General features: G+C 66.5%; 8 protein-coding genes and 1 pseudogene. 6 read left to right on the top strand and 3 right to left on the bottom strand.

Features of this window, described 5'->3' with window-relative positions:
* Positions 1-118 precede the first annotated feature (118 nt).
* Complete coding sequence (locus ABZ793_RS33695; RefSeq protein WP_357464866.1) at positions 119-469, bottom strand: hypothetical protein; 351 nt, start codon at positions 467-469, stop codon at positions 119-121.
* A 116-nt stretch (positions 470-585) separates the two neighbouring features.
* Here ABZ793_RS33695 and ABZ793_RS33690 point away from each other — a divergent pair, with 116 nt between their 5' ends.
* The 3 genes and pseudogenes from ABZ793_RS33690 to ABZ793_RS33680 all read left to right on the top strand — a co-directional run.
* Positions 586-1,218, top strand: coding sequence for a HEAT repeat domain-containing protein (locus ABZ793_RS33690; RefSeq protein WP_357464864.1), 633 nt, complete (start codon positions 586-588; stop codon positions 1,216-1,218).
* 202 nt (positions 1,219-1,420) lie between these two features.
* Positions 1,421-2,584 (top strand): hypothetical protein, encoded by a 1,164-nt coding sequence (locus ABZ793_RS33685; protein ID WP_357464862.1) that lies wholly within the window; start codon positions 1,421-1,423, stop codon positions 2,582-2,584.
* 239 nt (positions 2,585-2,823) lie between these two features.
* A pseudogene (locus ABZ793_RS33680) lies at positions 2,824-3,030 on the top strand (DUF6210 family protein); the annotation flags it as partial.
* Here ABZ793_RS33680 and ABZ793_RS33675 read toward each other — a convergent pair.
* Complete coding sequence (locus ABZ793_RS33675; RefSeq protein WP_357464860.1) at positions 3,027-3,623, bottom strand: hypothetical protein; 597 nt, start codon at positions 3,621-3,623, stop codon at positions 3,027-3,029. The pseudogene ABZ793_RS33680 and the gene ABZ793_RS33675 sit on opposite strands and share 4 nt — an antisense overlap.
* Before the next feature lie 93 nt (positions 3,624-3,716).
* Between ABZ793_RS33675 and ABZ793_RS33670 the strand changes: the two genes are divergently transcribed.
* From ABZ793_RS33670 to ABZ793_RS33660, 3 genes are all read left to right on the top strand, one after another.
* Positions 3,717-3,851, top strand: a complete 135-nt coding sequence (locus ABZ793_RS33670; protein ID WP_357464858.1) for a hypothetical protein — start codon at positions 3,717-3,719, stop codon at positions 3,849-3,851.
* A gap of 147 nt (positions 3,852-3,998) precedes the next feature.
* Positions 3,999-7,424, top strand: a complete 3,426-nt coding sequence (locus ABZ793_RS33665; RefSeq protein ID WP_357464870.1) for a LamG domain-containing protein — start codon at positions 3,999-4,001, stop codon at positions 7,422-7,424.
* Between the two features lie 398 nt (positions 7,425-7,822).
* Entirely contained in the window at positions 7,823-14,827 is a 7,005-nt protein-coding gene (locus tag ABZ793_RS33660; protein ID WP_357464856.1) for an RHS repeat-associated core domain-containing protein, read from the top strand.
* A 453-nt stretch (positions 14,828-15,280) separates the two neighbouring features.
* Here ABZ793_RS33660 and ABZ793_RS33655 read toward each other — a convergent pair.
* Positions 15,281-16,080, bottom strand: a protein-coding gene (locus ABZ793_RS33655; protein ID WP_357464868.1) for an IS5 family transposase whose coding sequence is annotated in 2 segments (ribosomal slippage) — positions 15,281-15,756 and positions 15,756-16,080 — 801 coding nt in all. Because the reading frame shifts where the segments join, the coding sequence is not laid out codon by codon here.
* Positions 16,081-16,160: the final 80 nt, after the last annotated feature.

Here is a 16,160-nt window from a genome sequence, read left to right as displayed (position 1 = left end):
TGTCGCTTGTCCTATCCCTTTTCGATGCGCCGGCTGCCCGGTGGCTGTGGTGAGCGGCGATCGGAGCGAACCGCTCCGGCATCCGGATCTGCCGATGAGCGTGCATCGGCGCGCACGGTCAGGCGGTCGTTCCCGGCCACTGGGCGACGAATGCTGCGCCGGGAATCCTGTCGTCGATGAGCAGACCGACGAACTCGTCGAGCATTACTTCGAGATCGCCGTAGCCGGTAAGTTCGTAGTGCTTGTTGACGATCCTGTCGTCAGCCAGGCGGACCGTGTCCAAGTCCGCCTCGCCGCTGAGCCAGATCGTGACCTGAGCGAGCCACGCCGAAGACTCGAAGTCGACGCTCACGACCGGCTTGCCGTAGTTCGGTTGGATTGGGCGAGCGTGCCAGCGCATCTTAAGCCGCGCCCAAGTCTCGGCACGGGCCGTAACCGCAACGGACAGCGCTTCGAGCGGAAACGTCACGCGCGCAACTATCGCACGCCGGGCTCTGGCCGCCGCTGACATCCGCATCTGCCGCGAAGCGCTCGTCACCGAAGGCAACCGAAGATTTCGGATATTGCATGCCGGATGATCGTGGCGTGGAGTACTTTGACCTGTCGCCGTACGACTACCTCGGTTCTCCGCTGCCGATGCGGGCCGTCGGGTGGCCGGGGCGCCGTTACGGGGTGCAGGGCGCTGGCGCGGCGCCGATGACTGGTGCCGAGATGGAGCGGCTCAGGGTGGCATCTCGGCGGCTTGGCAGCGTCACGCTCGGCTGGCATGACTGTGACTTCTGTGGGGCCTTTGAGGGTAACGGCGAGTATCGCTACTACCTGCCCGACGGGGAGATCTACGCCGCACCGATGATGATTTTGCATTACGTTGAAGAACACGGATACCGGCCGCCCGGGGAACTGCGCGACGGCTTGCGGGCGGCCGGGCAACCGCGATGGGACTGGCGCGCCGAGCGCTTGCACGCGGTGCTGCTGGACCAGTCGGAGGACCCGGATTTCCGGTGCCAGGCTGCGGTCGACCTCGCGAACAGGAACGATCCGCGCGCGTTGGACGCGTTGCGGCGCGCCGCACACGATGAGGACCTGGTCGATGTGGCGGGAGACGAGGTCGGCCGATCGTTAGCAACCTTCGTGGATCGTGGCCTCGCGAGGGATCTACTCGCCGAGGACTTGCACGTCATGGTGCGGTACGGCATCGACGAAGCATCAGGCCGGTGACGTCCACGGGGCATCCGCATCTGCTAATGAGCGGATGTCTTGCCCCTCGAGGAGAAGGCTGCGGTTGGTGGGGTGCATGACTGGGCAAGCGATCATGGAAGCGCCCGAGGGCCGTCGAACGAAAGCGACTTCGTCGATGGCGGGGCGGCGATCGGGAGGGCGGACTCGTTAAGCTGTTCGGCTGCCGTACGGAAGGCCGAGTGTGACAACTGACCGAGTCAATCTCCCCGAGTTTTGGAGACTCACCTGGGGAGACGTCGACCCCGCCGCGCGGCCCGCGTTCGACCCGGCCGGTGTCGCAGAGCTGGTGCGGGCGCTACCGCCGGCCGCCGAGGTCCCGCCGGCCGGCACTGATTGGCGGCTCATCGAGTTCTGGTACGACCGGATGACGGAGGCGCTGGTCGAGCACCTGGGCGATTGGGTGGTGGGCTGGTGGTACACCGTCGCGATGGAGGACTACCAGGACCGCGGGGTCATTCCGCTCTGGAGGGCGGAACGTCCTGCAGTGGCGACACCGGATGAGAAGCTGACCCGCCTCGCTGACGCCGTGGTGGCCTGGCATGAACTGCTGGTTGAGCTCGCCACCGATGCCCGCGGCCGCTTCGCGGGCGCGGCCCCGGCAGCAGCGGACGGTACGGGCGAGCCGCCGGCCTGGCGGGCTGTTCAGGGCAATGGCCGGATCACCATCTACACGGCGCCCCAGGACCGCCGTCTGCCCCATCCGAGGCAGCTGAGCTGGGCGGATACCGATCCCGCGGATCGGGTCTTCGATCCGGACACGGTGCGGGCGGTGGTGAGCGATCTGGTCGCGGCGTCCGAACTCCCGTCACCGGGGGCCGACTGGCGCCTCCGAGACCTGTGGCTGGAAAACGTGTCGGCCGGGCTTGTCGACCGGTACGGGCGGTGGGCGGTGGGTTGGTGCTGGTCGGTCGGCGAGGGCGACTTGGATGGCGGCCCGGTTGGCTCCTGGTGCTGCTTCTCGCACTCGGTCACCACGCCGGAGGCGACCGCGGCCACGATCTCCGCGGCCCTGGTGGAGTGGCGCGACTGGCTGGACGATTTGGCAGAGCGGTTCGACCGGTTCCTGCCGCTTCCCGCCGACGACCTGGACGGGTGGGAGCGCGCGGTTGCTCACCTGGTGACTGCGGTCGGTGACCGCACGCAGTACGAGTCCGGCTGGTACGGCTGCTGCATGACCGTGCTCGGCTGGTTTCTCGACGCGGCCGGCATCAAGTCCACCCGCCGGAAGGAACTGCTCGAACACGCGGTCGCTGGCCGCTTCGACAGTTGGGTCGAGCCGCCGAGAGCGGTCGTGGAGTCGGTAGCCGAGGACCTGGCCCGGCAGGTAGCCGTTGAGCACGCCTGACCACCTGGCGGTGTGGCAGCGGTTGCGGGATACCGTCGGCTGGCGGGACGTCGTCCCGCACCCGAAGACGCCGGTAACGGCGATCCGTGACGGCTTCGTCGATTTCGCCCGCGGACCTGCAGGGGCGTGACCCACAACAGCTCGGTCGTCGCGAGACGTGCCGGCCGTGATCGCCGAGGTCCGCGACGCGGAGACGTACGCCTTCACCGCCGCGTGGCTCAAGACGAACGAGCCCTTCCGCCAGGCTCAGCCAGATCATCGGCGGCATCTCTTACTGGGCTTGCGGTGGACACAGCGAGGAGCCGCACGCCCTCCGCCTGGACGAAAGCCGGATCCGCGACATCGACGAGGCATGGATACCAGTGATCACGCCGGACGGTCCTGGGGTGCTCGTCTGGTTAACTCGGACTGACCAAGGCGCTGGCCGACTTCGATCCAGACCCTAGCGGACGGGGTTTTCCAGTTGTGATCGGACCTGGCGGAAGTCGTCGGCTCGGCTCTGCGCTGCGGGGAATCCGATGAACGTCACCAGCGCGACGGTGTGATTGTCGGCCCAGCCGCAGGCTTCGATGTGGGTGCCCTTGTCTTGGCCGGTGCCGCAGCGGGCCTCGCCGCCGAGCGGGCCAGGCGCGGTGGGGGCGACCGTGGTGAGGCGGGTCAGGTTGGCGAAGGCGGCGTTGAGTGTGGCCCTGGGGTCGCTGACAGTGCCGGATAATCCGCTGATGAGGACGGTGCTGCCTCCGGCTGGTCGGTACCAGCCGCGCTCTGGCAGGTACTCGCCTTCCCAGGTGACGTAGGCGGTGCCGATGGCGCTGGTCGGTTCACCGCCGAGTAGTTTTTTGAGGTTTCCCAGGTTTTGCTGGGCGGTCTTGTGCAGTGATCGGTCGACCGATTCGGGCCAGCGGTCCAGCAGCCGTTTCGGCTTGTCCAGTCGCATGGCAGTGGTGGGGGAAGGGGCTGTCTGCGCCTCTGACTTGCGGGTATCGCCGGGTTGTGTGCATCCGGTCGCGGCGAGCAGCCCAGTCAGGAGCACGACCACGACGCCAGTAAGCCGCCTGCGGGCGCCGTTCGGTCTTGTTCTCGTCATACCTTGCACCCCGTCTCCGTCTCGGCCGGCAGCACCGTACACCAGGTGATCGTCGCGTTGGCTTCGGTGCGTTCAGAAGTAGGGGTGTTCGCGGTCTCTCAAACCTGGGCGGATGAACTCATCATTGACGGATTCCAGGCGACAGTGTTTGATCTTGCCTGTTCAGACGCAACAGGTTGATTACGGTGAGTGACACCTGGGCGGGTTGTCGATGTTGCCCGGGGGGCTCGCTCCTCGGATGACCTTGATGCGGGGGAGGGCGACGTGCGGCGTCGTTCGGTGATGGCTGCCCGGAGACATGGCCTGGGAAGGCTTCTGTTGCCGCTGGTGCTGCTGGCTGCAGGCGTGGCGGTGATACCTGGGGCCCGTTCCGCTTACGCGGAGCCGTTGGATGCGCCATCCGGGTCGAACGCGGAGGCGGAGGCCTTGGCGGCGGCACAACGGTTGGGCGTTCCGGTGGAGGTGGCCGGTTCCAAGTCGGAGGCGTCCCGGGCGGTCGCGACTCCGCAGGGCTCGTTGTTGCTCGAGTCGTACGCCGGCCCGCGGTGGGCGCAGGGACGCGACGGAGCGTGGCGGCAGATCGACACCACCCTGCGCCGGACCGAGCGGGGTGTGGCTCCGGTGGCGACCCTGGCGGATGTGTCCTTCTCGACCGGTGGCACCGGTGCTGCGGTGCGGGTGGCGCTGGCGGGTGGTGAGGCGACCATGTCGTGGCCCGGTGTCCTCGCCGAGCCGCGGTTGGAGGGTGACACGGCGGTCTACGAGTCGGTGCTGCCGGACGTTGACCTGCGGTTGCGGGCCTTGGCCGACGGGTTCACGTGGGTGCTGGTGGTGAAGTCGGCGCAGGCAGCTATGAACCCCGCGTTGACCGAGCTGCGGTTTGCGCTGGAGACTCCGGGCCTGTCGAAGCGGTCTCGGGAGGAGGGTGGCTTCGAGGTCGTCGACGCGGCAGGCGAGGTGCTGCTGTCCTCGGGTAACGCGCTGATGTGGGACTCCACCGGAACCGCCCCGGCGGCGAGGTCAGCGACGAGCCGGACCTCGACCGACGACGCCGAGCCGAGTGATGAGGTGTTGCTGACGCCGCCGGATCTGGCGCGCAAGGCGGAGTTGCCGACCGATGTTCAGGGCGCGGACCTGGTGGTCCGTCCCGACCTGGAGTTGCTGCGCGGTGAGGACACCGTCTTCCCCGTGGTGATCGACCCATATACGACGATCAACAAGCTGCGGTGGGGATACGCGGGCTCGGAGAACGCGACCCGCAGTGACGGAATCGCCCGGGTCGGCGTCGAGCCGACAGGGGATGGCACGTTCCGGTCGTTCTTCGCGTTCAACCTGTCCACTCTTGCGGGCAAGAACATCCGGTCGGCGAAGTTCCTGACGGAGTTGATCCACTCGTGGTCGTGTACGGCGACCCCGGTCAACTTGTGGCGGACGGCGGATCTCACCGTTAGCGGCAAGCAAACGTGGGACGGGCCGAACCTGGCACTGTGGATCGAGCAGCGGTCCGGCAACGCGCACAAGCCGCCCGCTGCACCGAGTTGTGACAACGATCCGCAACCGGATCTGCCGATGGAGTTCAGCAGTACCAACCTTAAGAACGACATCATCGCGCACCGCGGCGACAGCAACTACACCCTGGCCTTGTCGAACCGGCAGTCTGATGGCACGTCGGAGTCGACCAGCACGTGGTGGAAGAAGTTCGACCCGGCGCAGACGAAGCTGACGGTGGAGTACAACACCAACCCCAACACTCCGACTGCCGCGCAGTTGTCGACCCACGCCGGATACACGGCGCCGGCTCTACCGTGCGTGACGGGGACTTCCCGACCGGCGGTGCGGGCGGACTACCCGTGGTTGAAGGCGACGCTGACGGACCCGGACGGCAGCAACGGCGGCAGCCTGTCGGGCGTGTTCGCCCTGCAGAAGCAGAGCAGCTCTACGACGTGGGAGACGGTCACCGGCTGGCCGAAGACGGACACGGGCGTCGCGCCCGGAGCGAAGGCTGAGGTGCAACTGAGCACCAAGACAGCTGACGGCGAGGTGTACCGGTGGCAGGTGCAGACCAAGGACACCTTGGGTGGGGTGTCGGCTCAGTGGTCGCCGTGGTGTGAGTTTGCGGTCGACTACGCCGGGCCACAGGTCACCCCGACGGTGACTGCGGCCGACGGACTGTATTTGGAGTCGCCGCCGCTTGGCACGAATCAGGAGGATCGTGGCTCCGTGGGCTACTCCGGCCGCTTTACTTTCTCGGCGAACGGCAGCCAGGACGTCTACGACTACGCCTACCAGGTCGCCGGTGGTCCAATCCTCTACGCCAAGCCGCCGACTCTCGGTGGCCCGGTGACCGTGTGGGTGACGCCGACGAGGGTTGGCGAGAACGTGTTGACCGTCTACAGCCGCGACCAGGTGGGCAACCCGTCCAACGGGAGCTACGACTACGCGTTCCGGGCGGGTATCGCATCCGCACCGAAGGTGACGTGGGCGATGGACGAGGGCACCGGCACGACGCTCGCACCGGAGGCAGACGCAGGCCCTGCAGCCACCCTCGTCAATGGCGTGACATGGACCGATTCTCGGGTTCTGGGCACGCACGAACGGTTGGGCAAGGACTGGGCGGTAAAGCTCGACGGTGTAGATGACCACGCGCTGGCTCCTACTGTCGGCCTGGACACGTCTCGTAGCTACTCCGTGGCCGCGTGGGTGCGACCTGACGCGGACGGATTGATGGAGATCGCCGGGTCGCCCGGTAGCGCTACCGACTCGTTCATGCTGCGCAAGTGGGGCGACAACCGGTGGGTCTTTACCGTCGTCGAGCAGGACGTCAGCACGTCGGCGTTCACCAACATCTTCGGTCCCCCGGCGGTGAAGGGGATCTGGACCCACGTGGCAGGGGTGTACGACGCGGCTGGGGGTGCGATGCGGCTCTACATCAACGGCAAAGAGGTAGCGGCCGGTACCGTGCCGCGCACCTTCAACGCCGGCGGAGACATCACCCTCGGCCGCGAGCGCTGGAACAGTACCAACGTGGCGTACTGGAACGGCGCTATCAGCGAGGTACGGACGTGGGACCGTGTGATCGTGCCCGACCTGGACCTTGTTGACATCCTGGCGCCTACGCCAGTCGGGCAGTGGGAGATGGATAACCCCGACGAGACGGCACGCCAGGAGGCAGACCTCTCACGGTACCAGCGACCGTTGACCCTGACCGCTGACCCGTCAGCGATGTGGACCGAGGGCTACAACTACACCTCCGGGGTGACGATCAACGGTAGTCCCGGGTCGGCGGACACCAGCGTGCCTGTCCTGCGCACCGACCAGTCGTGGACCGTCTCCGCGTGGGCCAAGGTGACCAAGGCCGAACATCAGACGATCCTGGCTCAGGACGGCAGCAGCCGGTCGGCCTACTACCTTATGTACGACATCTACACGAACAAGTGGTGCATCACCATGCCGTCGGTTGACGTCGGAACCGCCGAGTGGCAGTTCGTCCTATCGACCGCACCCGCGCAGCTCGACGCCTGGACGCATTTGGTCGCACGGTACGACGCGGCAAACCGGGAGTTGCGGCTCTACGTCAACGGCGTACTTCAGGGAGTTCGGTCGAATACCGTCGGCTGGCACGGGACGCAGGTCATGCATGTCGGCCGGGCAATTAACTCGTTCTTCCTCAACGGCGGCACAGTGGACGGCGTCCGGATGTGGCAGGGGCTGCTGTCCGACGCCGAGATCACCCACCTGCACTCTGCAGCCTAACCACACGGTCCGAAAGTCCTAGGGCGTCGCTTCCAGTGCGACGCCCTAGGACTCGCAGGCTTCCCTTCGATACCCAGCCAATGGCTAGACGGCCTAAATATCACCGGTCCAACCGGCGGGCCCGCGAGTTCGGTGCCGTAGGGCAACCGTTGGGACGGGTGCCTGATCCTCTGCCACCGACTCTCACGGCCGGGATCCCGTAGTCGTGGGGCGGTGAGTCTGTTGCCTCGGTCTGCGGCTGGTTCGTTAGTTCACGCTACGCACACCGTGTGGCGTGCTCGCACCCCTTTCAGAGGAAGGTAAGGATGAGATCGCCCAGATCCCGACGGCCGGTTCGCCACCGGACCGGCTCGTCTTACGGCCGGAGTCGACGAGGCCTTGCTGCTGGTCTGCTGGCGGTGCTGACCGCCACGCTCGGAGGGCAGGTACCCGCGCAGGCACAGGCACCCGCCGAAGCGGAGCAACTGAAGGCCCAGCAGTACGAGTCGGTGCCAGTCGCACCAGTCAAGACGACCGCGGCGCCGCCACGATCGTCGCACGCGGCGGGCGCGACCACGCGACCCGCGCCGAAGTGGCCGGCGGCCGGCAGCGCGGAGGTGGAACTGGCCACGCCGGCAGCGGGTGCGCGGACGTCGGCACCTAACAAGGCGACGCGTGCTGGGTCGCTGCCCGTGACCGTACGGCAGGTCAGTGCCACCTCCAGTGATGCCCGTTCTGCGGGTTTGACGCCACCGTCCAGCGTGCGGGTGCAGGTGCTGCCGAAGGCGACGGCGGAGGCAGCCGGGGTACGCGGCGGCCTGCTCCTGCGCCTCGGACGGACCGATGGGGCGCGCTCGGTCGGCCATGTCGAGGTGGGCGTCAACTACGGGGACTTCTCGACTGCATACGGCGCGGACTGGTCATCGAGGCTGCGGCTGCTGCACGTCCCGGACTGCGCGCTAACCACGCCGACAGCAGCGGGGTGCGCGGTCGTACCGCTGGCCTCGCGCAACGACGTGCGAACGCAGACCGTGACCGCGCAGCTCACGGTGCGCCCGGTCGAAGCGGCGGTATCGGCCGCGGACGCCAAGCGCTTCGGCGTGACGAGCACGGCCGGGACGGCGGGCACGCTGGTCGCGCTGGCAGCCGGGCCATCGGGTGGGGCGGGTAGCTTCACCGCGTCCAGCCTGGCGCCGTCCGCGTCATGGAGCCACGGAGGTTCGACCGGCGCGTTCCAATGGTCGTATCCGATGCGAACCCCGCCGGGACCCGGCGGCCCCGCCCCCGGTCTCGCCCTGAGCTACTCCTCCCAGGCGGTCGACGGTCGGCACGCGGCCAGCAACAACCAGCCCGGCCCAATCGGCGAGGGCTTCGACTACTCGCCGGGCTTTGTGGAGCGGCAGTACAAGGCCTGCGCGGACGACATGGACAGCGCCGGGGCCAACAACACCACCAAGACCGGTGACCTGTGCTGGGGTCCGGACAACGCCGTGGTCTCCCTTGGCGGCAGCGCTGTCGAACTGCTCAAGGCTAGCGACGGCACGTGGCATCCGCGCAAGAAGAACGGGTGGAAGGTCGAGCGGTCGACCACGCCGGCCTACGCCAACGGCGACAACGACAACGAGTACTGGAAGATCACCACCGCCGACGGTACGCAGTACTGGTTCGGCCGGCACCAGCTGCCGGGCTGGTCCACCGACCGGCCGACGACGAACTCGGTGCTGACCGTTCCCGTCTTCGGCAACAACCCCGGTGAGCCGTGCTACCAGACCACGTTCGCCGCCTCTGACTGCGGAGGTAAGCGGCAGGCATGGCGGTGGAACCTCGACTACGTCCAGGACATCCACGGCAACACCATGTCCTTCTGGTGGACCAAGGAGACCAACTACTACGCGAAGAACAAGGAAGCCACGACGCCGGTCGCCTATAACCGGGCCGCCTACCTGACGCGGATCGAGTATGGCACCGACAACCGGGATGGCACCGAGTACGCCGCCACCAGCCCGTACGTGCAGAACGCGCCGATGCGTGTCGACTTCACCAACGTCGACCGTTGCCTGAGCAACTGCACCACGAAGGACGAGACGACCTGGCCGGACACCCCGTGGGACCAGGAGTGCACGGCCACCACCAACCCCTGCCTCAACGGGTCGCCGACGTTCTGGTCGTCGAAACGGCTGACCGTGGTCATCACCAAGGTGTTCAAGGGCACCGCCTACCAGAACGCGGACTCGTGGACGCTGCGGCAGAGCTTCCCCGACCCCGGCGACGGCACCCGCGCCGGCCTGTGGCTGGACGGCATCACCCACCGCGGCCTCAACGGGGCAACGCTGGCAACGCCGGAGGTGACGTTCGAGGGCATGCAGATGCCCAACCGCGTCGACGCCGCCGGCAGCGACTGGGCATTGGCGATGAACTGGCGCCGGGTCAACTCCATCAAGCTGGAGACCGGCGGGCAGATCTACGTGACCTACAGCGGCGCCCAGTGCGCCAAGAGCGGCACCATGCCGTCGGACACTGCGCTGGACAGCAACTCCCTGCGCTGCTACCCGGTGAAGTGGACCCCACCGGCCTACACCGACCCCATCACCGACTACTTCCACAAGTACGTGGTGACCGAGGTCCAACAGATCGACCACACCGGCGGAGCCCGGCCGCTGCGCACCGCCTACGAGTACCAGAACCCGAACAACCTGCCGCTGTGGCACCACGACGAGGACAACGGGCTCGCCCCCGACGACCGCAAAACCTGGGGGCAGTGGCGGGGCTACCCAACCGTCATCACCTATGTCGGTGAAGGTGCCGAGCGGACCAAGACCGAAACCCTCTACTTCCGCGGCATGTATGGCGACAAGCTCGGCGGCGGAGGCACCCGCACCACGACCGTGCAGGGGCGTGAGGGCGTTGCTGTCAACGACTACGACCACTATGCGGGCACGCCGCGCGAGCAGATCACCTGGCTCGGCTCGCAGATCCTGTCCGCGACGGTCAACGACATGTGGCGCTCCGACCCGGCGAGCGCGACCCGATCGGGCACGCCGGCCGCCGAGGCCCGCTACGCGGGGGTGAAGACGGTCAAGACCCGCACCGCCGTTGACGGTGGGTTCCGTCGCACCACGACCACCACCACCTATGACACCTACGGCATGCCGACCAGCGTCGACAGCGGCGGCGACGACGCCAAGACCGGCGACGAAAGCTGCGTGCAGACCGAGTATTCCCGCAACACCACCGGCACCAACTGGCTACTTTCCCCGGTTAAGCGCACACACGGCTGGGCGGGGGCCTGCGCGACCGCACCTACGCAGGAGAAGCAGATCACCGCGGACACGCGGTTCTCCTTCGACGGCCTAGCGTACGGGGCGACGCCCACCAAGGGCCTGCTGACCAAGACGGAGAAGCTGACCGGCTTCTCCGGCGGCACCCGCACCTACCAGCAGGTTTCCACCGCAGCCTACGACGCGCACGGGCGGGTGAAGGAAGCCACCGACATCGCGGGTGAGGTCACCAAGACCGCCTACACCCCGCTCACGGGCGGGCCGGTGACGAAGGTGGTCACCACCAACCCGCTCGACTGGACCAACACGGTCGACCTCGACCCGGTCTCAGGCCTTCCCCTCAAGGTCACCGACCCAAACCTTCGCGTCACCGAGTACACCTACGACGCGCTGGGCCGCAACATCGGCGTCTGGCTGCCCGGACGGGCGAAAGTAACCTTCCCGTCAGACCCGACGACCAGCTACACCTACAACCTGTCCAACACGTCGGTGTCGACCATCACCACCCGCTCGCTCAACGCCAGGGGTGGCTTCGACCTGTCGTACGCGATTGTGGACGCACTCGGACGGCCCCGGCAGACCCAGGAGGCTGCCTACGGCGGCGGTCGCATCATGACCGACACCTTCTACGACGCCGCCGGACGCATCTACAAGGCCAACTCCGCCTACTACAACAACAGCCCGATCGACCTCGCCAAGATCGAAAGCCCGCTCGACCAGGACGTGCCGAGCCAAACCCGCACGTTCTACGACACCGTCGGACGACCCCTGCATTCGCTGCTGCTCGGCAAGCAGGGCGACGTGCAGGTGGAGACGTCGCGTACGTCGACCACCTACCACGGCGACCACATCACTGTCCTTCCACCCGAGGGCGAGGCCGCAACCACCATCTGGTCCGACGCCCAGGGGCGCACCGAAAAGCTGTGGCAGTACCACGGGCAGACCGCCACCGGCAGCTACGACGAAACCCGCTACACCTACCACCCGGTCGGGCAGCTGGCCACCGTCATCGACGCCTCCGGCAACACCTGGTCCTACGACTACGACATCCAGGGCCGACCGGTCTCGACGAGCGACCCCGACAAGGGCACGTCGACGATGCAGTACAACACCCTCGGCGAGCTGGAAAAGACCACCGACTCCCGAGATGACACCCCCGACCTCTGGTACACCTACGACCGGATGGGCCGGCTGGAAACCGTCCGGGAAGGAAGCCTGACCGGCGCACGGCGTATCAGCTACACCTACGACCTGCCGGCCAAGGGCCTCACCACGTCGGCCTCCCGCTGGATAGGCAACGACGAGTACCGCGACGAGATCGTCAGGGTGAACCCGCAGTACCAGCCGATCGAGACCAAACTGACCCTGCCCGCGTCCCAAGCCGGCTTCTGTGGTGCCGGCGCGACGGCATGCAGCTTCACCTCGAAGGCCACCTACAACGGTGACGGGTCACCCAACACAGTCACCCTGCCGGCAGCCGGCGGCCTCTACGAGGAAGTGCTGACCTACAAGTACGACACCACGTACGCCATGCCCAACCAGTTGGCCACGGACTACGGCGACGTCAGCTACTACACCATCCAAACCGGCTACACCAACCTCTTCGAGGTCAGCACCACCACCCGCGCCGCCCAACTGACCGGCGCGAAATACATGCAGACGGCCCACTACTACGACGAAACCACCGGCCGGGTCAAGACCAGCTCCATCAGCCGCTCGACCACACCCACCTACATCGCCGCGGTCTCCTACGAATACGACGACAGCGGCAACATCCTCAAGATCGACGACAACCCGGGCAGCCGCCCACGCGACACCCAGTGCTTCGACTACGACCACCAGCGCCGGCTGACCAAGGCATGGACACCCGCGTCCGCCGACTGCAAGGTGGCCACGACCGAAGCCGGTCTCGGTGGACCGGCGCCGTACTGGCAGGAGTGGAGCTTCGGCGCACCAGACGACCCGAAGGGACGCGTCGGCAACCGGCTGACTCAGACCGAGCGCGGCACCCCCACCGGGACCGTCACCACCAGCTACAGCTATCCGACCGCGGGCGCGGCCCAGCCGCACCGCCTCGACGGCTGGAGCAGGACCGACAACACCGGCACCACCACCGGCGCGTACACCTACGACGCCACCGGCAACATGACCACCCGCCCCGGACCCAACGGCCAACAAACCCTCACCTGGGACGTCGAGGGACACCTCGCCACGCTGACCGACAGCTCCGGCGCCAACTCCTACATCTACGACGCCAACGGCAGCCGGCTCATCGCCAACGACCCGACCGGCAGCACCCTGTTCCTCGGGTCGATGGAGATCCGGCGCAACGCCGCCACCGGCTCCGTCGACGCCACCCGCTACTACACCTTCAACGACGAAACGATCGCCCAACGGACCGTCACCGGCCTCACCTGGCTGGCCAGCGACCATCAGGGCACCGCACAGATCAGTGTCACCGCCGACACCAACCAGACGATCACCCAACGCCGGCAAACCCCGTACGGGACGGCACGGGGAGCAGCCGTCACCTGGCCCAACAAACAAGGCTTCCTCGGCGGCTACCAAGACCCCACCGGCCTAACCCACCTCGGAGCCCGAGAATACGACCCGAAAATCGGACGGTTCATCTCCGTCGACCCGATCAACGACCCAGGCAACCCACAACAATTACCCGCATACACCTACGCCGCCAACAACCCCATCACCTACAGCGACCCAAGCGGCCTCATCATCCCCGAATATGCGGGGATTGATACCCCAGATGGTTTGTGTCCGTGGGACAAGAACGGATACGGTTGCCAGGAATACGTTGAGGAAGGCGGAGCCGGTGGCGGGCGAGGGCTCGGCCCAGGCAAGAAGAGTGGCAGTGAGAAGGGGCATGAGGCACTAGACGCCTGCGGCATCGGCGGCGGAATCTTGGGAGCTCCGTGCGATGCCGCGAATGCCGTCTGGTATTTCGCCGAGGGTGACTACACTAATGGCATTGTCTCGGGAGCCTCAATGGTCCCGGGCCTCGACGTGGCATGCAAAGTGAAATCGTTCTGCAAGGCTGGCCTCCAGAAAGTGGGCGAAAAGGCTAAGTCTCTTGCAGGCAAAGCCCCCCTTGGACCTGCACCAAAGATCAATCCCAAGGTCGAGGCCCAGCAGATGGCCCAAATGAAGGCGGACGCCCGTAAGAGGGCCTTGGCTGACAAACTGAACCCGAAGGTTCCCACACCTCCCGCCAAAACCCCAGCACCGAAAACCAAGGGCAAGCCGGGCGGCAATGGCGGCGGCGGCGCACCCCGGGCAAAGGACGGCTGCCCAACCCACAGCTTCGACCCCGCAACACCCGTCCTCATGGCCGACGGCAGCACCCGCCCCATCGCCGAGGTCAAAGAAGGCGACAAGGTCCTCGCCCACGACCCCGAAACCGACACCACCAGCGCACAGTCCGTCGAGAAACTTCACATCAACCTCGACCAAGCTCTCACCGACCTGTCCGTCTGGGCCGACGACGGCAAGTTCGCCACCATCAAGACAACCCAACACCACCCGTTCTGGAGCGAAAGCCGCAGCGAGTGGGTCGACGCATCCGACCTCGAACCCACGGAGCGACTCAGAACCGCCACGGGCGACGTGGTCACTGTCGCGAAGGTCCACGACTTCGTGGGCTCGCAGATCATGCGTGACCTCACCGTCGCCGAGGTTCACACGTACTATGTAGTCGCCGGCAGCACGGCGGTTCTGGTGCATAATTGCGGCGATGGCATTCTCGCGGACAATGACCTCATGGTTCGTGCGATGAACGGGCATGGAGGGGCCATGAGTGCTATCAGTGGAGCTTCGTCGGTAGCTATTACGCCAAACCAGTTCCGCGAGTTTACGAGCGTTGCGCACGGCGCAGCAGCTCGGAGGAGATTCTTGGCAGACAACAACATTCTGGTGATCTCGGGCTCCGAGGCCGCCGCGATGGCATCGAGTTCGGCATTCCGTAATGCGTTTGGCGCAGTTGTCGGCGCCCAAGGTCGGGGTGATGCGGCTTTGATTGGATTCGCTGCAGCAAGCGGCAGGACGGCGGTGACAATGGAGAAGCGCCTCACCAACTTCGTAACTCATACTGCCCGGATCCCTGGGGTCAACATCAGGCGGGTGATGCCATAGTGAGTGGATATAATCTGCTCAACGTAGTGTTGCGGTGCCCATATTGTGGCAGATTTGGCTCAGTGGCGGCTGAGTTTCGATTTGGTCTCTTTGAGTTCCGCGAGTACGCCATTGGTGATTTGCTGGATTGGGGCGTGAAGGGGGACAGGTCCCCCAGGCGGCGTCCGCAGAACGGCAACTTCCAGGGTGACGGGTACGTTGAGTGCCCGCACTGCCACAAGGATTACTGGGTGACAATCGAAGTGCGCTCGGACGTTATAGAGGCGGCTGTTGTGGACCTTGCAAGACGGGGTTACATGGCCACAGAATATCCGTCGTGATATCGGAACGGGGATGGTCTGCTGAGTTCGTATCGATCCCGTGGCCAGCATAGCTACAGATAAATTGCGGCGCTAACTCGTTAGCTAGAGGGGCGGGTGAACCGCCCCTCTAGCTAGATCTTTAGAGCGTGTCTCAGGTGGTGAGTTTGAGGTAGCGCTTGTGGCAGGTGAGGGCGGCGGCGAGGGTGACGAATGCGCAGTAGAGGCTGGCTGAGCGTTCGTAGCGGATGGTCAGCCGGCGGTAGCCGGTGAACCAGGCGAAGGTCCTCTCGATCACCCAGCGGTGCCGGCCGAGACGGTTCGGCGACTCGATGCCGCGGCGGGCGATGCGGGGTCGGATGCCGCGGGCACGGAGCATGCGCCGCAGGTGGGGGTAGTCGTAGCCCTTGTCGGCGTGCAGCTTGTCGGGGCGCCGGCGGCGGGGTCCGCGTCGGGAGCGGATGGCGGGGATGGCCTGGACCAGGGACTCCAGGCAGCGGCTGTCGTGGGTGTTCGCGGCGGACACGCCGACGGACAAGGGCAGCCCGTTGCGGTCGGACAGGGCGTGGATTTTGCTGCCGGGCTTGCCTCGGTCGACCGGGCTCGGTCCGGTCAGGTCGCCCCCCTTTTCGCCCGCACCGACGCCGCGTCGGCGGTGGCCCGGGACCAGTCGATCAACCCCTTCGCGCCGAGCTGGTCCAGGGCGGCGACGTGCAGCCTGCGCCACAGCCCGGCCCGGGTCCAGGCGACGAAGCGGCGGTGCGCGGTGGCCTTGGAGACTCCGAACCCGGGTGGCAGGTGCCGCCAGGCGCAGCCAGTGGTCAACACGTACACGATCGCGGCGAACACCGCCCGCGCCTCGATCGGTGGGGTGCCGCCGCCCTGCGGGCGTCGAGGCGGCGGCGGAACCAACGGGCTGGCCAGGCTCCACAGCTCGTCGGTGCGGTAGACGATGGTGTCGTTGCGGTTGCCGGGTTGCGGGTCGCCGAGGGCGACGACGAGGCGGGTGTGGGCGTCGATGGCGACCTGCAGGT

The organism is Micromonospora sp. NPDC047465, assembly GCF_040643125.1.
GTDB lineage: Bacteria > Actinomycetota > Actinomycetes > Mycobacteriales > Micromonosporaceae > Micromonospora.
Note: the sequence above shows the minus strand (reverse complement) of the source record. Positions and strands in the feature narration are given on the sequence as shown.